The sequence below is a fragment of the Actinoplanes rectilineatus genome (assembly GCF_000962825.1).
GTDB classification, from domain to species: Bacteria; Actinomycetota; Actinomycetes; order Mycobacteriales; family Micromonosporaceae; genus Actinoplanes; species Actinoplanes rectilineatus.
Genome location: NZ_JZKF01000017.1, coordinates 15002 through 36683, shown reverse-complemented (window position 1 = coordinate 36683; position 21682 = coordinate 15002). Strand labels below are relative to the sequence as shown.

General features: G+C 68.9%; 19 protein-coding genes and 1 tRNA gene. 6 read left to right on the top strand and 14 right to left on the bottom strand.

Annotation, left to right across the window (positions count from 1 at the left end; translation table 11 throughout):
- Positions 1-49: 49 nt before the first annotated feature.
- The 7 genes from pknB to WH85_RS15355 form a co-directional block, all read right to left on the bottom strand.
- Positions 50-1858, bottom strand: coding sequence for a Stk1 family PASTA domain-containing Ser/Thr kinase (gene pknB / locus WH85_RS15385; protein WP_045742543.1), 1809 nt, complete (start codon positions 1856-1858; stop codon positions 50-52).
- Entirely contained in the window at positions 1855-3195 is a 1341-nt protein-coding gene (locus tag WH85_RS15380) for a serine/threonine-protein kinase (RefSeq protein WP_045742542.1), read from the bottom strand. Before WH85_RS15380 ends, pknB begins: the two co-directional genes overlap by 4 nt.
- Before the next feature lie 31 nt (positions 3196-3226).
- Positions 3227-4717 (bottom strand): penicillin-binding transpeptidase domain-containing protein, encoded by a 1491-nt coding sequence (locus WH85_RS15375; protein WP_045742541.1) that lies wholly within the window; start codon positions 4715-4717, stop codon positions 3227-3229.
- Positions 4714-6180 (bottom strand): FtsW/RodA/SpoVE family cell cycle protein, encoded by a 1467-nt coding sequence (locus WH85_RS15370; protein ID WP_157411010.1) that lies wholly within the window; start codon positions 6178-6180, stop codon positions 4714-4716. Before WH85_RS15370 ends, WH85_RS15375 begins: the two co-directional genes overlap by 4 nt.
- Before the next feature lie 76 nt (positions 6181-6256).
- Positions 6257-7669: a PP2C family serine/threonine-protein phosphatase gene (locus tag WH85_RS15365; protein WP_045742539.1), complete on the bottom strand. Its 1413-nt coding sequence runs from the start codon at positions 7667-7669 to the stop codon at positions 6257-6259.
- Positions 7666-8148 carry an FHA domain-containing protein FhaB/FipA gene (locus tag WH85_RS15360; protein WP_045742538.1) on the bottom strand — a complete coding sequence of 161 codons (483 nt, stop codon included), beginning with the start codon at positions 8146-8148 and terminating at the stop codon, positions 7666-7668. Before WH85_RS15360 ends, WH85_RS15365 begins: the two co-directional genes overlap by 4 nt.
- Positions 8149-8153: 5 nt before the next feature.
- Complete coding sequence (locus WH85_RS15355; protein ID WP_045742627.1) at positions 8154-8942, bottom strand: FHA domain-containing protein; 789 nt, start codon at positions 8940-8942, stop codon at positions 8154-8156.
- A 245-nt stretch (positions 8943-9187) separates the two neighbouring features.
- Here WH85_RS15355 and WH85_RS15350 point away from each other — a divergent pair.
- The 3 genes from WH85_RS15350 (at position 9188) to WH85_RS15340 (ending at position 11298) form a co-directional block, all read left to right on the top strand.
- Positions 9188-9270 (top strand) — tRNA-Leu (locus tag WH85_RS15350).
- A gap of 514 nt (positions 9271-9784) precedes the next feature.
- Positions 9785-10609: a WecB/TagA/CpsF family glycosyltransferase gene (locus WH85_RS15345; RefSeq protein ID WP_245673945.1), complete on the top strand. Its 825-nt coding sequence runs from the start codon at positions 9785-9787 to the stop codon at positions 10607-10609.
- A 104-nt stretch (positions 10610-10713) separates the two neighbouring features.
- Positions 10714-11298 carry a hypothetical protein gene (locus WH85_RS15340; RefSeq protein WP_045742536.1) on the top strand — a complete coding sequence of 195 codons (585 nt, stop codon included), beginning with the start codon at positions 10714-10716 and terminating at the stop codon, positions 11296-11298.
- Positions 11299-11466: 168 nt separating this feature from the next.
- On the opposite strand, the gene WH85_RS15335 is transcribed toward WH85_RS15340, so the two are convergent.
- Positions 11467-11919, bottom strand: coding sequence for a hypothetical protein (locus tag WH85_RS15335; RefSeq protein WP_045742535.1), 453 nt, complete (start codon positions 11917-11919; stop codon positions 11467-11469).
- Between the two features lie 165 nt (positions 11920-12084).
- A complete protein-coding gene (locus WH85_RS15330; protein ID WP_045742534.1) occupies positions 12085-12321 on the bottom strand; it encodes a DUF397 domain-containing protein in 237 nt (78 codons plus the stop codon).
- Positions 12322-13191: 870 nt separating this feature from the next.
- Between WH85_RS15330 and WH85_RS15325 the strand changes: the two genes are divergently transcribed.
- Positions 13192-13494, top strand: coding sequence for a hypothetical protein (locus WH85_RS15325; RefSeq protein ID WP_045742533.1), 303 nt, complete (start codon positions 13192-13194; stop codon positions 13492-13494).
- Positions 13495-13604: 110 nt separating this feature from the next.
- On the opposite strand, the gene WH85_RS15320 is transcribed toward WH85_RS15325, so the two are convergent.
- On the bottom strand, positions 13605-14276 hold the full coding sequence (locus WH85_RS15320; protein WP_052720474.1) for a PASTA domain-containing protein: 672 nt from the start codon (positions 14274-14276) through the stop codon (positions 13605-13607).
- 236 nt (positions 14277-14512) lie between these two features.
- On the opposite strand from WH85_RS15320, the gene WH85_RS15315 reads away from it, so the two are divergent.
- Entirely contained in the window at positions 14513-16114 is a 1602-nt protein-coding gene (locus WH85_RS15315; protein WP_045742531.1) for a hypothetical protein, read from the top strand.
- A 57-nt stretch (positions 16115-16171) separates the two neighbouring features.
- Here the strand turns inward: WH85_RS15315 and WH85_RS15310 are convergent, their stop codons facing one another.
- Both WH85_RS15310 and WH85_RS15305 read right to left on the bottom strand, forming a co-directional pair.
- Positions 16172-17650, bottom strand: coding sequence for a glutamate-cysteine ligase family protein (locus tag WH85_RS15310; RefSeq protein ID WP_045742626.1), 1479 nt, complete (start codon positions 17648-17650; stop codon positions 16172-16174).
- 158 nt (positions 17651-17808) lie between these two features.
- Positions 17809-18378 (bottom strand): YceI family protein, encoded by a 570-nt coding sequence (locus tag WH85_RS15305; protein ID WP_045742530.1) that lies wholly within the window; start codon positions 18376-18378, stop codon positions 17809-17811.
- Positions 18379-18561: 183 nt separating this feature from the next.
- Between WH85_RS15305 and WH85_RS15300 the strand changes: the two genes are divergently transcribed.
- Positions 18562-18978 (top strand): MarR family winged helix-turn-helix transcriptional regulator, encoded by a 417-nt coding sequence (locus WH85_RS15300; protein WP_425394648.1) that lies wholly within the window; start codon positions 18562-18564, stop codon positions 18976-18978.
- A 1-nt stretch (position 18979) separates the two neighbouring features.
- Here the strand turns inward: WH85_RS15300 and WH85_RS15295 are convergent, their stop codons facing one another.
- Both WH85_RS15295 and WH85_RS15290 read right to left on the bottom strand, forming a co-directional pair.
- Positions 18980-20137: an acyl-CoA dehydrogenase family protein gene (locus WH85_RS15295; protein WP_045742528.1), complete on the bottom strand. Its 1158-nt coding sequence runs from the start codon at positions 20135-20137 to the stop codon at positions 18980-18982.
- A 14-nt stretch (positions 20138-20151) separates the two neighbouring features.
- Positions 20152-21675 carry an acyl-CoA carboxylase subunit beta gene (locus WH85_RS15290; RefSeq protein WP_045742527.1) on the bottom strand — a complete coding sequence of 508 codons (1524 nt, stop codon included), beginning with the start codon at positions 21673-21675 and terminating at the stop codon, positions 20152-20154.
- Positions 21676-21682: the final 7 nt, after the last annotated feature.

The following is a 21682-nucleotide window of genomic DNA, read 5'->3' as shown; positions in this document are numbered from 1 at the left end:
GGGCCGTAACCCCCAGGGGGTCACGGCCCTTCTTCATGCTCGGACGGGCTCAGCCCTCCTGTTCGCCACCACCGGTGCCGTCACCGGGGTCCTCCGACGAGGGCAGGCCACTGCCGCTGCTCGGGTCGACCTCGGGCGTCTCCTCGACCACACTGATCGTGACCTTGGTGCCCTTCTCGACGTTCTTGCCGGCCCGCTGGCTCTGCGCCACCACGGTGCCGGGTTCGCCGTCGGCCTGAACCAGCTTGACCTCGGCCTCCAGGCCCTTCTGCTCGAGCAGTGCCTCGGCGACCGCCTGCGTCTTGCCCTCCAGCTCGGGGACGCTGACCAGGTTGCCCCGGGAGACCCGCACGGTGACGGTGGTGCCCGGCTCGAACGTCTGGCCGCCCTTGACCTCGTTGCCGTCGACCAGGATCGCGACGACCTGACCCTCCGGCGAGCCGCTGTCCACGTTGCGGATGTTCGACTCGAGACCGGCCGACTTCAGCGCGGCCTCGGCGGCGCTGCCGGTGCCGCCGACCAGCCCCTCGGGGATGGTGGCCACGTCCGGCGCGTTGCAGACCTGCAGGCTGATCGCCTGATCGATCGGGACCGTCACCCCCGCGGTCGGGTCCTGCGTGGCGATCTTGCCCTCGCAGTCCTTCTCCTTGGTCGGGTCGAGCATCGTGACGTTGGTCAGCTTCAGCTCCGTGAGTCTGGCCTTGGCGTCCTTCTCCGACAGCCCCTTCACGTTGGGCACCGTCGCGGTGGGCGTCTGCGCCGTGGTGTCGTTGTCGTTGCCCTTGCTCATCGCCAGAGCCACGCCGAGGACCACCACGACGAGCACGGCCAGACCGGCCAGCACCGCCATCACCATCGAGGACTTGTTGTCCTGGCGGCGCGGCGGCCCCATGGTGGCCTCGATCGGCCGCTGCATGGTGGTGGCGCCCTGCGGCTGCCACCGCTGGGTGGCGGCGCCGCCGCCCATCGCCATCGTCTCGGCCTGGCTCATCACCGGGGTGGCCATCACCGGGCGGCCGGAGACGGCACGCAGCGCGTCGGCGCGCATCTCCTGGGCGCTCTGGTAACGGTTGACCGGGTTCTTCGCCAGCGCCTTCAGGGCGATCGCGTCGATCTCCGGCGGCAGGTCGTGGACGATCGAGCTGGGCGTCCGCGGGTCCTCCCGGACGTGCTGGTACGCCACGCTGACCGGGCTGTCGCCGACGAACGGCGGGTGGCCGATGACCAGTTCGAACAGGACGCAGCCGGCCGCGTACACATCGGAACGCGCGTCGACGGACTCGCCGCGGGCCTGCTCCGGGGAGAGATATTGGGCGGTGCCGATCACGGCGCTGGTCTGCGTCATCGTGGTGGCGCCGCTGGCCAGGGCCCGGGCGATGCCGAAGTCCATCACCTTGACCTGGCCGTTCTGCGTGATCATCACGTTGCCGGGCTTGATGTCCCGGTGGATGATCCCGTGGCGGTGGCTGAACTCCAGCGCCGCACAGATGTCGGCGGTGATCTCCAGGGCGCGGCGTGGCTGCAACCGCTGCTCCTGGGCGAGCAACTCCTTCAAGGTCTCGCCGTTGACGAACTCCATGACGATGAAGGGGACCTTCTCGTTGGTCGACGAGATCTCTTCACCGGTGTCGTAGACGGCGACGATTGCCGGATGGTTAAGGGCTGCCGAATTCTGGGCCTCACGACGGAAGCGTTCCTGGAAAGTGGCGTCACGAGCCAGATCGGACCGCAACATCTTGATCGCCACGTCGCGGCCGAGACGCAGGTCGCGCCCCTTGTGCACCTCGGCCATGCCACCGTAACCGAGCAGCTCGCCGACCTGATACCTGCCACCGAGCAGGCGGGCCTGAGCCGTCATAACGTCTGTCGTCCTTCGTTCGGTCGGATCCAGCCGAACTGGGCATCGGCCTTCATAAGACGGTACGACGCCACCGACACTGGGTCGACGACCACGCCCGAGCGGAGGATAGCCGTAGAGCTGCTGTTATAGCCCAGCGCATTGTCCGCGGCGAAGTTGCCGTTGCCATGTCGTAACAGGAAAGAGATGACCCCGGCGCAGAGCAACACGAGAAGTGCCAGCACAACGGCGAGAACGACAAGGACCTGACGGCCGAACGAATTCTCCGGTTTCGCCGACGGCGCGACCGGCGGCGAGTACCCGTTGGCCGCCGGTCCCGGCTGTGGCCGGTAGGGCGGCGGCATGGGCGGAGGCGGTGAAGAGGGAACGTTGGCCGGCGGGACGGAGGCGGCGCCCCGCGCCCCGGAGACCGGGCGGGACACCGCGGCCCGGGCGGCCCCGGACTGCGGGTGCGACGGCGCCGGACTCGCCGGGCCGGGAGTGTGCACCGGCTGCGAGACCGGCGGCTGTATCGAGGTGGTCAGCGACGACGCGGCCTGCCGCGCCACCGTCGCCATCGCCGCGGCGCTCGGCCAGCGGGCCGACGGGTCCTTCGCCATCGCCCGGTCCACGATGGCGCGGACGGCCGGCGGGATGTCACCGGGAAGCGGGCGCGGGGTCTCCCGCACGTGCTTCATGGCGATCTCGATGGGGGTGCTGCCGTCGAACGGCCGGTGCCCGGAGAGGCACTGGTAGGCGACGACGCCGAGCGCGTACACATCGGACGCGGAGGTCGCCACGTCGCCGGCGGCCTGCTCGGGGGAGATGTACGAGGCGGTGCCGAGCACCGCGCCCGCCACGGTGAGCTGGCCGACGAGCGCCGAACGGGCGATGCCGAAGTCCGTGAGGACCAGGGTGCCGTTCGTCCGGACCAGCAGGTTTCCGGGTTTGACGTCGCGATGCACGATGCCGTTGGCATGCGCGGCCTGCAGCGCGTCGGCCGCCTGAGCGACCAGCGCCATGGTCCGCGCGGGCGTCAGCCGGCCGACCCGGCTGAGAGTACGGGAGAGCGCGTCACCTTCCACGTACTCCATTACGAGAAAAGCGATCTGCTGGTCGCTCCCGTAGTCGTAGACATCCACCACACCCGGGTGGTTGATCGTCGCCATGGTCCGGGCCTCGCCACGGAACCGTTCGGCGAAGCCCGGCTCGTCCAGCAGGGCGGGCAGCAGGATCTTGACCGCGACGGTCCGGCCCAGCACGTCGTCCGTGCCGCGCCACACGTCACCCATGCCGCCACCGGCGATCCGCTCCTCCAAGCGGTATCGCCCACCCAGCGTGACACCCGGGCGGATCATCTCAGTCCCCTCCCGAGCTCACGGTGGCCGTTCACTGGGCCGCAGCCTTCATGATCAGTCCGGCGATCCGGGCCGCCTCGGAGCTGGCGCTACCGCCGGGAACGTTCTCCAGCATGACGCACACCGCGGAAACCGCCTCACCCTTGTCGTTGAAGGCGAAGCCGACGAACCAGCCGTGCGGGTCGGCGCCCTCGGCGTTCTGCGCGGTGCCGGTCTTGCCGCCCACCGTCATCCCGCTGATCTGAGCCTTCGTGCCGGTGCCGTTCTCGACGACGCTGACCATCATCTCCTTGAGGCCGTCGGCGACCTTCGAGGAGACGGCGTTGTTCAGGGTCTTCGGCTCGGCGGTGTAGAGCGTCCGCCGGTCCGGGCCGAGCAACTGCTGCACGAGGTACGGCTGCCTGCGGGCACCACCGTTGGCCACCGTGGCGGCGATCATCGCGCCCTGCAGCGGGGTGATCCGGACGTCACGCTGGCCGAGCGAGGACTGCGCCAGAGCGGCGGTGTCGGTGCTGCCGTCCTGGTTGGCGATGTCACCCGTACGGCTGGCGGCGACGGTGAGACCCGCGCCGCTCTCCAGGTCGCCGACCTTGAGGGTGTCGTCCTCGAAACCGAACGCCTTGGCCGCCGCCTTGACCTTGTCCGCGCCGAGCTCGACGCCGAGACGCGCGTAGCCGGTGTTGCAGCTGCGGGTCAGCGCCTCCTTGAGGGTCACCTGGGAGCCGGTGCACACCTCTTCCTCGGAGTTGCGGATGGTGGCGCCGCCCTCGCGGTAGACCGAGCCGGCCTCGATCTCCGACGACGGGCTGTAACCCGCCTCCAGAGCCGCCGCCGAGACGATCACCTTGAACACCGAGCCCGGAGGCAGGTTGTTGGCGACCGCGCGGTTCAGCATCGGCTGATCTTCGTCCTTGTTCAGCTTCTGGTACGCCGCCGCGGCCGCCTTGGTGTCGTGGCTGACCAGTGCGTTCGGGTCGAAGCTCGGCATCGAGACCAGCGCCTGGATCGCGCCGGTCCGCGGGTCGATCGCGACCGCCGCGCCCTTCGTCGCCCCACGCTCGTTCTTGGTCATCTGTTTCCAGGCGACCTCCTGAGCCTTGGGCTTCAACGAGAGCACGACGTTGCCGCCGTTGGTCTCGTTGCCGGTGAACATGTCGCTGAGCCGGTCCGCGAAGAGTTTGTCGCTCTCCCCGGACAGGAAGTCGTTCTCCGCGCTCTCGATGCCGACCGCGCTCATGTTGACCGGCTTGTAGCCGAGGACCGGCCCGTACATCTCCCCCTCGGGGTAGACGCGCAGGTACTTCAGGCTGTCGTCGGTCGCCGTGTTCTCGGCGAGGGCGACGCCACCGGCCGCTTCGATGATGCCGCGGGGACGTTCGTACTGGGCGACGATGACGCGGGCGTTGCGCCAGTCGGTGCGGTACTCGTCGGCCTTGTAGGCCTGGATCCAGTTGAGGTTGGCGAAGATCAGCCCGAAGAGAACCAGGAGGACCACGCCGGACTTGCGCAGGGGTGCGTTCACGGCTTGATCACCTCCGTCATGGCGCCGTGCAACTGGGTGGGAGCTTTCTTCGGTCCGGCCGGGCGTTCCACTCCGCCGATGCCGCCACCGCTGGTCGCGGGGCCGCGGGCCGCATTCGAGATGCGCATCAGCATCGCGACGAGCAGCCAGTTCGCCATCAGTGACGAACCGCCGGAGGAGAGGAACGGGGTGGTCTGACCGGTCAGCGGGATCAGGCCGGTGATGCCGCCGAGGATGACGAACACCTGCAGGCCGAGGGTGAACGAGAGACCGCCGGCGACCAGCTTGCCGAACGAGTCCCGGACGCCGATCGCCGCGCGCATGCCGCGCACCACGATCAGCAGGTAGCAGACCAGCAGCGCGGAGAGGCCGAAGAGGCCGATCTCCTCACCCAGGCCGGCGAAGATGAAGTCGTTGCGGACCTCGGGGACGAACAGCGGCGAACCGGCGCCCGGCCCGGTGCCGAACAGTCCGCCGGTGCCGAGGCCGAGCAGGCCCTGGACCAGCTGGAAGCTGCCGCCGACCCGGTTGTACTGGTCGTCGTCGAACGGGTTGAGCCAGACGTCCGCCCGGTCGTAGAAGTTCGCGAACGGACCGCCGACCGAGGCGCCGAGCAGGTAGGCCACGTAGACGCCGCCGAAGAACAGCAGCAGACCGATGATCAACCAGCTGGACCGTTCGGTGGCGACGTAGAGGGTCACCACGAACAGGCCGAAGTACAGCAGCGCGGTGCCGAGGTCCTTCTCGAAGACCAGGACCAGGAGGCTGAACAACCACACCGTGATGACCGGACCGAGGTCGCGGCCACGCGGGAAGTCGACGCCGAGGAAGCGCTTGCTGGCCAGCGAGAGCACCTCGCGCTTGCGGACCAGGTAGTACGCGAAGAACGTGACCAGCATGATCTTGGCGAACTCACCCGGCTGGATGGAGAAGCCACCGATCTTGATCCACAGCTTCGCGCCGTTCACCTCGGAGAGGCTGGCGGGGAGCACGGCCGGGATCATCATCAGCACGATGCCGGTGAGGCCGAGCGTGTACGCGTACTTCGAGATGTTCTTGTGGTCACGGACCACCAGGAGCAGACCCGCGGCCAGGATGAGTGAGATCAGCGTCCAGGCCAGCTGCCGTCCGCCGGTGCCGGAGAAGATGCCCGGCGGCGGCAGCTTGTCGTTGATCGCGTCGGCGATGTCGATGCGGCGCAGGAACGCCACACCGATGCCGTTGATCAACGCCACCGTGGGGAGCAGCACGGGATCCGCGTACGGAGCCACGATGCGCACCACGATGTGCAGGCCGAGGAACAGGATGCTCAGCAACGCGGCCGGCACCCAGAAACTCGACTGGAGCGATTCGTACTTGTTCGCCTCCACGGTCGCGCCGAAGACGGCGACGATGACCATGGCGAACGCCAGCAACCCGAGCTCGGCGTTACGGCGGGTCTTCAATCCCGGGATACGCGACATCTCACCCGTGGAAGCGGGCGTCGGAGCCGGTACGGCGGGCGCGGTCAAGAGTTTTCCCCAGACGTGTAGGCCGTGCTCAGTCGACGGTTCGGCACCCGACCGAATCCTCGGCCGGCGAGTCGGTCTCGGTCGGTTGGACGGCGGTCGGCGAGCTGACCGGCGCGGACGGCGGTGTGGTGACCGCGCCACCGGGCCGGCCACTCGCACCGGCGGCCGGTTTCACCGGAGCTGAAGTGGTGACGGTCGGCGACGCGGTGGGCGCCTCGCAGATCGGCTTCAGGTTCGGGTTCGACGGCTCGTCGGTGGTCAGATCGGCGAGGGTGGTCCGTGCGGCGGCCCGGTTGTCGACCTGGATGCCCTGCTTCACGCGCGCCTGGGCGATCGTGGTCAGGTCGTCCAGGCGGACCTGGCTGGTCTCGCTCACGGTGGACAGGTCCAGACCCGCGACCTGTCCGGGAACACCCTGGAAGATGGCGAGTTGGCCCGCGTCGGTCGCACCCACGTAATACTGGTTCTGGGTGTACTTCCAGCCGGCCCACAGACCGCCGCCGAGCACACCGAGCAGAGCCAGCACCATCACGGTGGTCCGCACCGGGTGACCGGCCGGTTCCGGCTCGCGCTCGAACCCGCCCGCGGCCGGCTCGGGCTGTGCCGCACGCGGCGGTTTCAGCGCGGCGGCACGGGCTGCAGAGGTGGAGCTGTCCGCGACCGTGGTGTTGCCCCGGTCGAGTGATGCCGCCCCGCCCACGATCGGCGCCTGCTCGACGATGTCGGCGTCGGTGGCGTCCGCGATGACAACGGTGATGTTGTCCGGGCCGCCGCCGCGCAGTGCGAGCTGCACCAGCCGTTCGACGCACGCCTTCGGGTCCGGGATCTCCCGCATGGCCTGCCCGATCGTCTCGGCGCTCACCACGCCGGAGAGGCCGTCGCTGCAGATCAGGTAGCGGTCACCCTTGAGCACCTGGCGAACCGAGTACTCCGGGTCGATGTCCCGGCCGTCGAGCGCACGGGTGAGCAGCGACCGCTGCGGGTGGCTGCTCGCCTCCTCAGGGCTGACTCGTCCCTCATCGACCAACATCTGGACGTATGTGTCGTCCTTCGTGATCTGCGAGAACTCACCCTTGCGCAGAAGGTAGGCACGCGAGTCGCCGATGTGGACCATGCCGAACTTGCTGCCCGAGAAGAGGACCGCGGTCAGCGTGGTCCCCATGCCCTCGAGCTGCGGGTTCGCATCGACGGTGTCGCGCAGCTGTTGGTTGGCGGTGCCGACGGCGTGCCGAAGGGCATCGACCATGGCGTCCCCGGGGACGTCGTCGTCGAGTGGCGCCATGGCGGCGATGACGATGTTGGACGCGACGTCACCGGCGGCCATGCCGCCCATCCCGTCCGCGACAGCAAGAAGTCGCGGACCGGCGTAGACGGAGTCCTGGTTGAGGTCTCGGATCAGACCGCGGTCGCTCTGAGCGGCATAGCGCAGGGTCAGGGTCATGGCCGTAACTCGAGAGAAGTGCGCCCGATCCGGATCGGGACGCCAAGGGGGACTGGAGTGGGTCCGGAGACCTTACCGCGATCAAGGTACGTGCCGTTGGTCGAGCCGAGGTCCTCCACGAACCACTGGCCTTCCCGTGGCACCAGCCGGGCGTGGCGGGCGGACGCGAAGTCGTCGGTGATGACGAGCGTCGAATCCTCGGCGCGTCCGATCGTGATCGGAACCTCGCCGAGCGTGATCCGGGTGCCGGCCAACTGACCGGCGGTCACGACCATCTGCCGCGCCGCCTTACCGCGTTTCACCTTCGCCGGCCGGCCTGGCAGCACCGTGCCACCCACCCCCCGAGGGCTGGCGACGATGCTCTTGGACCGGCCACCGGCGAAGAGGTCCCGCCGGATGACCCCGACCACCGTGAACACGAAGATCCACAGAAGGATCAGGAATCCGAAACGGGCGACGGTGAGGACGAATTCGGGCAAGGTCGCTAGCCGTCCACTCGGAAGGTGAGCGTGGTCGTGCCGAGCTGGATCATGTCGCCCGGGTTCAGCGCCACAGCCGACACACGCTGGCCGTTGACCATCGTCCCGTTCGTCGATCCGAGATCGGTCAGCACGACCTGATTGCCGTCGTAGTCCAGACGGGCGTGCCGACGCGAGATGCCGACGTCCGGCAGGCGAAGGTTCGCCTGGTCGCCACGGCCGATCACGGTCGAGCCCATCTGCAGCGGGTAGGTCCGGCCGTCACCGGAGACCAGGCCGACACTGCGCGGGCCACCACCGTGGCCGCCGTGCTGCTGGTATCCACCCTGCTGGTCGTAGGGCGACCCGTAGCCGCCCGCGTCGTAAGCGGGCTGTTGCACCGGGGCGACCTCGCCACCGGTGTACACCTCCGCGGTCACACGGAACATGCCCGTGTCCAGTCCGTCGCCCCGCTCGATCTCCACGATCACATCGCCGTAGACCGTCCAGGCCTGCTCGCCGATGAACTCGGCCTGCGACTGGGCCAGCTCCTGGGCCAGCGCGGCCGCATAGGGCGCCAGACGGCTGTGGTCGTAGGGCGAAAGATCGATCACATAGCGGTTGGGCACGAGGGTGCGGCCACCGGCAAGGATGGCCTTGTGTGCCTCGGCCTCCCGCTGCATGGCATTCAGGATCTCCACAGGGTGCACGACACCCTTGAACACCTTCGCGAAGGCCCCCTCGACCAGGCCTTCCAATCGCTTCTCAAAGCGCTGCAGCACGCTCACCGGCTCCTCCTCGGGTTCCGAGGACATGATGGTATCCGGCCGCCGCTTGCGCATCTGTAGCCCAAGAGCACCCGGCACTTCTGACCCTCGTATGACCACCTCCGACGCCGTGCTACTGTTTCGGCGTCGCCAGGCGATATCAAAATCGCTTAGTGACGAGCGACAGCGTAGTCTGTCGCTCGCAGTAACCAGAAGCAGGCTAGACCGGATCACACCGGACCCGCTTACTTCGGGCCACGAGGTCAGTTATACGATCTCAGGGCAAGTCACATGGGGATGTGGCGGAATGGCAGACGCGCACGGTTCAGGTCCGTGTGTCCGAAAGGACGTGGGGGTTCAACTCCCCCCATCCCCACGATTCGGCATCGGGGCTCCTTGTTCGCGGAAAGCGCGAACCTGGGGCCTCTCGTCGTTTCCTGCCTGGGGGCCGAGCCCCAGACCCCCGCGTTGCGATGGTCACCCTGGAAAGTGCCGGGTCGGCCCGGTGGGTGACTCGTCTCGGCTTCGGCTTCGCCTCGCCCTTGACTTGTTCTCGACTTCTTCTTGCGGTCGTCGTGGTCCTTCTTCTCAGTGATTTTGAACGACGACACGCGCGGGGCTGGGTTTCCGGCACAGTGGGGCGAATCTCGTTCAAACGGGTCACAGCGGGGTTTTCGGGCTGGTAAGTGCGGCGCACGTCACCCTCGGTCTCCGGGGTTCCGGGCGCGCCACCCTCTCCAGGGATTGCCCGCACAGCGGTCGTCGGGGACGGTGGGGGCAGGAACCGCGCGGAACCGTCATGTGGTCCGTGGTCGACCATGGGGTATCCGGGGAGGTGGCGTTATGCTCGCCGCTCACTGTTCTTCATGGCTAGGGCTGGAGTGTCGTCCGTGACCGTCACACCTACCGGAACCGTTCGGGGCAAGCAGAACGTGCTCGGCGTGCTCGTCGACGCCACGGACTACGCGACGGCAACGGCACAGATCATCGAGGCGGCCCGCGAGCAGCGCCCGTTCGCCGTCACCGCGCTGGCCGTGCACGGCGTGATGACCGGCGTGCAGGATCCGGCGCACAACGCCCGGCTCAACTCGTTCGACCTCGTCACCCCGGACGGCCAGCCGGTCCGGTGGGCGCTCAACCTGCTGCACGGCGCCGGCCTCACCGACCGGGTCTACGGCCCGCAGCTGACCCTCCAGGTGGTCGAGCAGGCCGCCGCCGAGGGGCTGCCCGTCTACCTCTACGGGTCGACCCAGCCGGTCCTCGACAAGCTCGTCCCGGCGCTGATCGCGATGTTCCCGGCCCTGAAGATCGCCGGGGTGGAGGCGTCGAAGTTCCGCTCCTCGCAGCCCGGCGAGCCGGAACAGATCGCCGAGCGGATCAAGGACTCCGGTGCGCGCATCGTCCTGGTCGGGCTCGGCTGCCCGCGCCAGGAGATCTTCACGTACGCGATGCGCCCGCACCTCGACATGCCTCTGCTCGCCGTCGGCGCCGCCTTCGACTACCACGCCGGCCTGCTGAAGAACCCGCCCGCGTGGATGCAGAGGTTCGCGCTCGAGTGGCTCTGGCGTCTCGGCCTGGAGCCCAAGCGGCTCTGGAAGCGTTACGTGCTGCTGAACCCGGCCTACCTCAGCCGGCTCTTCGCGCAGAAGCTCGGACTGTGGAAGGCGGCCCCGCCGGCCCCCGCCACCGTTCCGGTCCACGATTTCGCGGTCTGACCTGCGGCGGCCTCCGGCAGGGGTGGGTCGCCACCACCCCTACGGGTCGGCGTTCCGGGCATAACCCGGTTTCGAATCGACCACAATCGGTGAACGCTGATCCTGTGGACACCGCAGTGGACGTCATCCTGATCGGCACCCTCGCCGCGATCTGGCTCAGCGCCGGGCTCCTCGTCGACGGTCTGCCGACCGCCGGCACCGCAGGTCAGCTCCGTCGCCGGGCCCGGCTCCTGACCGCCCTGGTGGTTGCGGGCGCCGTGGTGTTCGTCGCGCTCCCGTTCATCGTCGAGGCGGTGCCCGGGGTGTCGGCCGCTCCGGCGGCCGCGCTGTTCCCGGCCGTACCGGCTCTGATCGTCCTCACCGCGACCCTGCGCCGTCTCTCCCGGGTCCGGCAGGGAGCGGGTGCGTTCGCGACCGCTCCGCTCGTTCCGGTGCCGCCGGGGCTGCGCGCCGCAGCCGCGCATCCGCTGGTGACGGCACCGCTGCAGGTGACCGGGGTGGCCGCGCTGGTGGGCCTGCCGATCGCCGCGGGTGTGGTGTCGCTGCCGGGTTCCGGGGTCGCCGGTGTGGCGATCACCGTGGTCGCGGTCGCTGTGGCGGTGATCGGGCTGCGGGCGGGGCTGCGGCACAGCCGCCTGGCTCTGTTGTCCGGTCTCGCTCCGCTCGGCGGGGGATCGCGCCCGTTCTGATGATCCCGGGCCGCCGAGAAGCGGCTCCCCAAGATCATCGAACCGTGATCCCGACCAGGCTGAACCAGCGCCGATGAAGGAAGTGGTCCGGCTTTGTTCGGAGACGGAGACGGCCGGCTGCGGCCGTCTGTCGACGGGCCGGCCGGCCGGAGCACGCCGCCACGTGCGTCAGAACTTCTTGGCCTCCTGGGTGTAGATCAGCTCCAAGATGGAGCGTGCCGCCTCGAACCACCGGTCGAACCAGTCGGACTGCGGCAGCGTGCCGCGCGGCGGCAGCTCCTGGAGCAGCCCGCGCAGCAGCGGATGGTCCGCCATCGACTGGCTCGGCGAGCTTTCCCAGCTGCTCGACGAGAAGACCGGTTCGGTCAGGCCCTGAAGATCCAGGGAGGGCAGTTTGGCCGCCCGGTCGAGCGCGCTCGTCGGCTCGAGGCTGTGGGAGGGCGAGTGCGTGCGCCCGGGCATCCGGGTCGGCAGCCCGGAGCTGCCGCGGGAGAGTAGTTCGCCGTCGCTGTCCGGGGACAGGGCGTCCCGCCGACTCTGCCGGTACGCGCTGACGCCCCCGCTGAATCGGTCCTGCGCCGTCGACGAACCATTGCTGAGGTTGTCGGAGCCAATCGTCATCTTTATGCCTTGCCTCGTTCGGAAGTCCATTCCGGCCCGTCGCGCGGTCCGGCCCGCGCTCATGAGCCGTTCAACGAGGGGAGTCGCACTCAGCGACGGCAAAATCGGGCAAATGGCCACAGTAGGTTCAAACCCTCGGCCATGCGCACCGGGCTGACATGCAGGTCAGAGGTCGAACTCGCCGTCCTTGGCACCGCCGACGAAGGCGTCCCACTCTGCGGCCGTGAAGATCAGCGCGGGGCCGGCCGGGTTGCGGGAGTCCCGGACCGCGATGGCCTCGTCGACGAAGGCCACCTCGACACGGTTGGCGGCCGATCCCCCCTGGGTGCTCGCGAGCCACTCGGCCCGGCTCAGGTCGAGCCGGAACCCCTTGGTCTTGATCTCGGTTTTGGTGTCCACCATGGCTCCTCTGCCAAGTGTGATCTCGGCGGTGGCCCCGTTCCGGGGACCGGCTCCGCATGCGACTCGCCCGTCGGTGACATGTCGTCGCCGGCTTGCCGGGGCCTGCCGGCCCATCGAGCATCGCCCAGAGATCGATTGGATCGTCCTGAATCAGTAACGACTGTGACCCCGCCGGGTCGCGGAGCGGTCACGCGATTCTGCGAACGGGGTCGTCCCATCGGATGGTTCCGATGAGACCGATGGCCACCTCAGCGATTACCGCCGGATCCACTGCATTGATCTTCAAACCGCCATAACCACTGCTCAAGGGTGCGAATGACGCGTTCACCATCCGATGCCGAACGGGATTTAGGGACGTTTTACGGGTCCTCCTGCAGGTAGAAAAGCAATTGTCCAAAATGCCGAGTCGATGGATGTTTGTGACGCGACACGGCGGGATATCTTGACCGGCGGACAACCCGTCCGCCCACCGTGAGCACCACACCTCACGGACAGCTCCGCCGGTCCGAACGTGATCGTCAGGCCACAGTGGATGATCACGGAGGATCACGGATGGCGTACATGCAACTTGCATCGACAAGACTGGTGGTGCAATCTTTGCGTATGGCTTGCATCACTTAACGTTCTTGGGAGATGCGGACAAGCCAGACGTAACACCACACAACAACGTCCAAAACGGGGCGCTGAGCCACCGCGGGTCCACCATGGACCAATGCACCGATCTTGGTGAAGTGGTCGGCAACGGTGACTTTCCGCAACCGTCTCCCATGGTTCCCCCATAGGAGTCTTGCCAAGGTGCGATAACCGGTCAGACTGGTGCATCTGTGCCTTATTCAGTCCACCCACACGAGTCTCAGGGCAGGAGATGACGTGGTTCTTCCTCGGTCCGGCGATGTCATCCACGTGACGAAGGCCGCGAGCGTCCAATTCGCATCACCGATGCTCTTCCGGGTCATCCGGGTCCATGACTGGCCGACGTACGAGGGCTGGGTCTGGCTCGACGGCTACGAGCTGAACTCGGCCGGCGACGCCGTGGAACGCCGCTCCATCTTCGTGCAGGTCAACGGCTTGCGCCCGGTCGGCAAGGCACCCGATCCGCGGGCCCGCAACGGTCGACAGCCCGCGGCGCGTCCCGGCGTGGCCCCGTCCCGCCCGGTTCGCGCCCACCGCTGACCCACCCCGCGTCCAGCGACCCGGCCATGATCTCGGCGGACAGGATCAGGCCCGGTCACGACACTGACTACCGACTGAGCCACCCGACGCACCCGGATGCGGTCCCGGGCTCAGCCGGCGGGGCTCGGGGACGACGCGGCCGAGGCTGTCGGTGCGGTGGTCGGCTCGGACGTCTGCTCGGACGCAACGACGAGCGTGACGCGGGTGTCCGACGGGACCTGCCGGCCTTCCGCCGGATCACTGTCGATCACGGTGCCCGGTTCGGCGTCGCTCGGGATCCGGATGACTCGGTTGCGGAGTCCGGTGCGGTCCAGCGCGGCCTGCGCGTCGGCCAGCGGCATCCCGCGCAGCGCCGGCACCGTGACCTCGGTGCTCGCCGGTTCGGTCGTCGGGGTAGTGGTGATCTGCGGGGCCGGCGTGGACACGGTGCCCGTCGGATCGGTCTCGGCACCGTCACCGGTCGTCGTGGTCGCCAGTGTCGGGGTCGGTGACGGGCTCTCGGTGCCACCGCCCGCGTTCTGCACGATCAGGACGATGCCCACCACGAGCAGTCCGAGCAGCAGCAGTGCCAGGGTGCCGACGGCAATCGGCGCCCACCAGCGGCCGGACGGCTCGGACGGCAGGGTGTCGGCCCAGTCCGGCTCGGTGTCGTAGTCGGCGGTGCCGGGCCGTGGCGGTCGCACTCCGGCCCGTCCGGTCCAGACACGTTGATCGGCGTCATCCGATCGGGGACCACCGGACGGCTGATTCCGGTCCACCGCGGTGGCGTCCGCATCGTTCACGGGGGACATGGGCCGCGTTTCGTCGCGACCCGGCTCGCGCTCGTCGGACATCCCCGCTCCCTCTCGTCGGCCGTCGCAACCCGTAACCCGACTGATCTCTGATATCCGACATGGGACGAATCCCCACGTGCGGGCAGCGATGACACCCGTCAACGTATCGAATCTTGCCGCCACACGGTGTCACCCCGGCAAACGTCGGTTCGCAGACATCGGCCGGGGCCAGTACAGTGCCCGGCATGGCCGAGAAGGGCTGGACAACACAGGCGGCCACGGCCGCTGGGATATCCGCCGGAGCCGGCACCGCCCAGCTGGGTCTGGGTTACGGCTTGGGCGTGATCGCATGGCCGATGACCCCGGCCGCCGCCGAGAGCGTGTGGCTGGGCAGTCTCGGCTGGGCGACATGGATCACAGCAAGCGCAACGATGCTCGGCGCGGTGATCGCCGGGCGACTACGCACGGAGCAGGGCGGCCGGTGGCGTGGCTTCCGGCGGTTCAGTCTCGCCGCGGCAGCCGCGCTGGGCGCTCTGGTGTCGGTCGCCCTGGTGGCGCTGCCGGCCCGGTCGGCGGTTCACCCGGGCACGCTCTCCCCGCAGCTGGTGGCCAGTGGCTACGCGGTCGCCGGACTGATCGCCGGGCTGATCATCGCGTTCTGGGCGGTCTCCTCGAGCCCGGTCGCGGCGAACCTGATCGGCACTGCCGCGTGGCTGTGGGCACTCGCCGTCGCGGGGGTGGCCGTCGAGCTCGCCAGTGGACGTGACCTGGCCACCTATCTGACGAGCTGGCAGTTCGCCGAGTCGATCGACCCGGTGCGCTACGGCGGGATCTACTGGCCGAGCGCGCTGCTGACCCTGGTCGCGGCGTTCGGCATCGGTCTGGTCGCGTCCTGGCCGGCGGCCCGCCGGGGCAATCTGGGGCTGAGCAACGCGATCTCGGGTGCGGTCGGCCCGTTGCTCGTCGCGTTCTCGTTCCTGATCCTGGCGCCGCAGCTGACCGAGGCGCTGGGCCCGCTGCAGTCGGCCTATCTGATCGCGCCGTACGCCGTTCTCGCCGGGCTCGGTGGTTCGGCGGTGACGGTGACGCTCACCCGCCGGCGCGACGTCCGGTCGGGCCTGCGCAGCGAGCCGGCGGCTCCCGGTCCCACGGCTCCGGCACTGCCCCCGGCGCCCGAACCGGTGCCGCCCGCCCCGGCGGCTCCGGCCCCCGCGCCCCGGGCCCGGGGCCGTAAGGCCGCGGCGGCGGAGTCCGCTGTTCCCGCCGAGAAGCCGACGGTCGAGAGGCCGGTCACGGAGAAGCCCCCGGCCGAGACGCCGGCCGCCGAGAATCCCGCTCCGGCGAAACCGGCTGACGGGAAGCCCGGCAAGGGTGGCGCCTCCGGCGTGGCGGAGGACGAGTCCACCAGCGAGTGGCTGCGCAGCCTCAAGAACGAGCCCGGCAACCTCAAGGAGGGGCCGAGCCCGCTGCTGGGGCTGAAAGAGGAACCCGCGAAGGAAGCGTCGCCGAAACCTCTCCGCGGACTCTTCTCCCGCAAAACGGCCACATCGGACTCCGCGCCGAAGACACCGATCCCGACGAATGCCCCGCCGCAGGCGCCCGCGCCGGTCAATCCGCCGCCGGCCCCGCGACCCGCTCCGGCCAAGGCGACCCCGGCACGAATGGGAAACGTCACGGCACCTACCGATAAGAACGACAAATCCGACAAGGTCGGTGACCCGGAGGTCGCCGCGGCCGCGCGGAAGTCCTCCGGATCGAAACGGCCTCCGCCCCGCAAGAGCGGCACCATCACGCCGCCGCCGGCCAACCCGGCCGTGGCCCGGATCAACCCGAAGAACGGCACCTGACCGCCGACCGGAGAAGACGGCAGCTCAACGAGACCGGTCGCACACCTGGCCGGCGATTCAGTGCACCGGCCAGGTGTGCACCGGCTCGTTCGCCCGCTGCAACTCGAGATAGCGCTGGGTCATCTCGCGCAGCGCCGCGTCCCGGTCCAGGCCGTGCTCCTGTTCGGCCCGGCGGACCGTCTGGGTCTGCCAGGAGGCGCCGTTGCGACGGGTCCGGCAACGCTCCCCGATGATGCCGAGCAGCCGGTCGCGGTGGACCGGGTGCACGCCGTACCGGTCCAGACCGGCATACGCCTTCGGCAACAGCGTTCCCAGCACCAGATCCACCACCGGCACGTTCTCCGAGCCGGGCCAGCGTACGCATGCATCGATGCCGTCCCGCGCACCCCGCTGGAAGTTCGCCGCGGCCGCACTGAACGGAAGATCCGCCCAGACCGGGCGGTCGTCCTCGGCCAGCTCGCGCACCAGCCCGAAGTAGAACGCCGCGTTGGCGAGCAGGTCGACGACGGTCGGCCCGGAGGGCAGCACCCGGTTCTCCACGCGCAGGTGCGGGCGCCCGTTCATCACGTCGTAGACCGGCCGGTTCCAGCGGTAGACCGTGCCGTTGTGCAGCCGCAGCTCGGGGAGTTGCGGTACCCCGCCGGACGCGACCACCGCCTCCGGGTCCTCGCCACTGATCTCGGGGAGCAGCGGCGGGAAGAAGCGGACGTTCTCCGCGTACAGGTCGAGGACCGAGGTGATCCACGCGTCGCCGAACCAGACGCGCGGGCGTACCCCCTGGGCTTTGAATTCATCGGGGCGCGCGTCGGTGGCCTGCTCGAAGAAGGCGATCCGGGTCTCCGCCCAGAGCCGGCGGCGGTGCAGGAACGGCGAGTTGGCGCCGAGGGCGACCTGCACGCCGGCGACGGCCTGGGAGGCGTTCCAGTACCGCGCGAAGTCCGCCGGCGCGACCTGGAGGTGGAACTGCACGCTGGTGCAGGCGGCTTCCGGGGCGATCGAGTCGCTGCTGATCCGGAGCCGTTCGGCACCCTGGATGTCGACGTGGAAGTCGTCGCCGCGGGCGCCGACGATCTCGGTGTTCAGCGCCTGGAACCGGTCGTTGATCGAAAGGTTGTCCAGGACCAGGTGCCCGGGGACCAGGGTGGGGAGCATGCCGACCAGGGCCAGCCGGGTCTCGGTCTTGCGGGTGCATTCGGCGGCGCCCCGCAGAGCGTCCAGAATGTCCTCTTCGTAGTCACCCAGGCCGGCACCGGCGATCAGTCGTGGCGGCACGTTGAGCTCGATGTTGAACTTGCCCAGTTCCGACTGGAACCGGTCGTCGCCCAGCTCGGCCAGCACTTCGGCGTTGCGCATGGCCGGCTCGGCGTCCGCGTCGACCAGGTTGATCTCGATCTCCAGGCCGGTCATCGGCTCGTCCCCGTCGAACCGCCCGTCGTCGAGCATGCGTTCCAGCACGCCGAGACATCGACGGACTTTGTTGCGGAACCGCACGCGGTCCTGTGCTGAGAAAACGGCGCCCACCAGGTCTTTACCCATGTGCACTCCCGCGACGGCCGGGGACGAATCGGACGTCGATCACCACTCTGTGAGCGAACGCTTGCGCTCGGTTCACCTTGCCACCTCGCGTGGGGGATCGCCAGCACAACGAGGCGCCGCCCGAACCGGGCGACGCCTCGTGGGAGATCTCGTGGGGATCAGGCCTGGAGGATGGCCTCGCCCTCGATCTCAATCTTGATCTTGTTGCCGATGAGCACGCCACCGGTCTCCAGGGCCATGTTGTAGGTCAGGCCCCAGTCGGTGCGGTCGATCTCGGTGTGCGCGCTGAAGCCGAAGACGTGCTGGCCGTAGGGGCTGGTGGCAGCGCCCTCGAACTCGACGACCAGCTCGACCGGGCGGGTCACGTCCTTGATGGTGAGCTCACCGTCGAGGACGAACTCGGCACCCGAGTGGGACTTCACGCCGGTGCTGCGGAACTCGAGGGTCGGGAACTTCTCCGCCTCGAGGAAGTCGCCGGTGCGCAGGTGGTTGTCACGGTCGACCACGCCGGTCTCGATGCTGGCGGCCTTGATCGAGGCGCTGACCGAGGAGTCCAGCGGGTTTTCGCCCACGACGATGGTGGCGCTCGCCTCGGCGAACTGGCCACGGATCTTGCTGACCATGAGGTGTTTCACCACGAAGCCGACGCGCTTGTGAGCGGCGTCCAGCTCGTAGGTGCCGGCGGCCGGGATCTGCAGTCCCTCGAACTCACGCGTGCTGACGGTCATGGTGATGCCTCTTCTCCAGGGGAACGCCGCGGATGCTTGTGTGACGGAGCAACTATATGCTCGGCAATAGTTGCTCTGTCAAGTGCCTGCTAGGGTTACCGGGTGAACACAGATCGGGAGGACCTCCTCGACGACCCACGCCTGACCGCGGTCGGACTGCTCGCCGAGGCATACACCGGATTGATGAACCGGCTCGCCGCCCAGTTCGACGAGCACCGGCTCTCGCAGGTCGAGTTCGAGGTGCTGATGCGACTGGCCCGCTCACCGGGCAAACGCCTGCGCATGACCGACCTCGCCGGCCAGACCACGCTCTCCACCAGCGGCGTCACCCGCGTCGTCGACCGGATGGAGCGCAGCGGCCTGGTCTGCCGCGAGGCCTGCCCGAGCGACCGGCGCAGCTCCTACGCGGTGATCACCGAAGCCGGTTCGCAGCGCATCGCCGAGGTCCTGCCGGGGCACCTCGAGCTGCTGCAGAAGTGGTATGTCGGAATGCTCCCGACGGACCAGCTCACCCAGTTGCTCGACTCCCTGCGCACCATCCGCGACGCGGTGAACCCGTGCGCCGCGGCGGGCAGCGCGGAGACGGCCCAGCCCGCTTGATCTAGAGACCCAACCCCCGGGCGATCAGCATGCGCTGCACCTCGGACGTCCCCTCACCGACTTCAAGGATCTTGGCGTCTCGGTAGAACCGGCCCACCGCGGACTCGTTCATGAAGCCGTACCCGCCGTGGACCTGCGTGGCGTACCGGCTGTTCTCCATCGCGGCGTTGCTGGCGTTGAGTTTGGCGATCGCCGCATAACGCTTGAAGTCGTCGCCGTCGAGCAGCCGGGCGGCCGCGTCGTAGTAGCCGAGCCGGGCCACGTGCGCGCGCAGTTCCATGTCCGCGATCAGGAACTGCACCGCCTGGTGGTCGCCGATCGGCCGGCCGAACGCGGTGCGCTGCTTGGCATACGCGACCGACTCGTCCACGCAGCCCTGGGCGAGACCGACGGAGAGGGCTGCGATCGCGATCCGCCCCTCGTCGAGGATCCGCAGGAACTGGGCCAGACCGCGGCCCCGTTCGCCGAGCAGGAACGCCTGCGGCACCCGGACGTCGTCGAACGACAGCTCGTGGGTGTCCGACGCGCACCAGCCGACCTTCGAATAGCCGGGGGCGACGGTGAAGCCGGGTGTCCCGGACGGCACCACGATCGTCGACAGTTCCTTGCTGCCGTCCGCGTTGCGGCCGGTCACCGCCATGACCGTGACCAGACAGGTGATGTCGGTACCGGAGTTGGTGATGAACGCCTTGGTCCCGTTGATCACCCATTCGCCGGTGTCCTCGTCGAGGACCGCGCGCGTGGTGGTGCCCGCCGCGTCCGACCCGCAGCCTGGCTCGGTCAACCCGAATGCGGCCAGGGCCTCGCCGCTGGTCAGCCGGGGGAGCCAGCGCTGCTTCTGGTCGGCGGTGCCGTACCGGAAGATCGGCATGGCGCCCAGCGACACGGCGGCCTCCAGGGTTACCGCCACCGAACTGTCCACCCTGGCCAGTTCCTCCAGCGCCAGGCAGAGCGCGAAGTAGTCGCCGCCCATCCCGCCGAACTCCTCCGGGAAGGGCAGCCCGAAGAGGCCCATCTTGCCCATCTGGCGCACGATCTCGTACGGGAACGTCCGGTTCTCGTAGTGATCGGCGATGACCGGGGCGACCTGCTCACGCGCGAACTCCCGGACACTCGCGCGCAACTCCTCGTGCTCGTCGGCGAGCCGGAAGTCGACCATGACCTGTGCTCCTTCTAGACCGGGGTGACGCCGTGCCGGCGCCGGGAGAACGCGCGGTCCCTGCCCCGCGCGGCGGAGAACCGCCGGACCAGTTCGTCGCGCAGGTCGCCGGGTTCGACCACGGCGTCCACGACGAGTTCGCTGGCCAGGCGCATGATGTCGATGTCGCGCTCGTACTCGGCGCGGCGCGCGGCGACGAAGGCGGCCCGTTCCCCGGCGTCCTCGATCGCAGCGATCTTGTTGGCGTACACCGCGTTGACCGCGGCCTCGGCGCCCATCACCGCGATCTTGGCGGTGGGCAGGGCGATCGTGGCGTCCGGCTCGAACCCGGGCCCGGCCATCGCGTACAAGCCGGCCCCGTACGCCTTACGGACCACCACACAGATCTTGGGAACCGTCGCCTCGGCGATCGCGGTGATCATCTTGGCGCCGTGCCGGATGATGCCCTGCTTCTCCACCGCGGTGCCGACCATGAAGCCGGGCACGTCGGTGAGGAAGAGCAACGGGACGTTGAAGGCATCGCAGAGCTGGACGAAACGGGCGGCCTTGTCGGCCGAGTCCACGAACAGCACCCCGCCCTTGAACATCGAATTGTTGCCGACGACGCCGACCACCTCGCCGTCCAGACGAGCGAATCCGACCGTCAACTCCCGGGCCCACAACGCGTGGATCTCGAAGAAGGAATTCTCGTCGACCAGGCCTTTCACGTACCGCCGCATGTCGAAGGCCTGCCGTTCACTCACCGGGACCAAGGCACCCAGATCGATGCCCGCCGGGGCGGTGGCGGCCTCCGACGGCGGACGCTCGGTCCAGTTGGCCGGCAGGTAGGAGAGGTAGGTCCGGACCACGTCGAGCGCCTCACGCTCGCTCTTGCAGAGGAAGTGCCCGACGCCCGACTCGGCGCAGTGCACCCGGGCGCCGCCCATCGCCTCCAGCGTCGTCTTCTCCCCGGTGACCATCTCGACCATCCGGTCGGAACCGAGGTACATGCTGGCGTTGCCGTCCACCATGGCCACCACGTCGCAGAACGCCGGGATGTAGGCGCCGCCCGCCGCGGACGGCCCGAACAGGGCACAGACCTGCGGAATCGCGCCGGACGCCCGGACCTGGTTGTGGAAGATCCGGCCGGCGCCGCGCGGCCCGGGGAAGAGGTCGACCTGGTCGGTGATGCGGGCGCCGGCCGAGTCGACGAGATAGATCATCGGCACGCCGTCCCGGTAGGCCCGCTCGATGGTCCGGATGATCTTCTCGACGGTACGTGCGCCCCACGACCCGGCTTTGACCGTGGAGTCGTTGGCCATCAATCGCACGTCGCGGCCGTCGATCCGGGCGGCTCCGGTGATCACCCCGTCGGCGGGCAGCCCGTCGGCGAGGCTGTTGGCGAACAGCCCGTCCTCGACGAACGAACCCTCGTCGACCAGCAGGGCGACCCGTTCCCGGGCGAAGAGTTTGCCCTTGGCGGCGTTGGCGGCGTGGTAGCGCTCCGCCCCACCGGCCAGCACCCGTTTGCGGGCACCCGCGAGCGCGTCGCCGTCCATCGCGTCC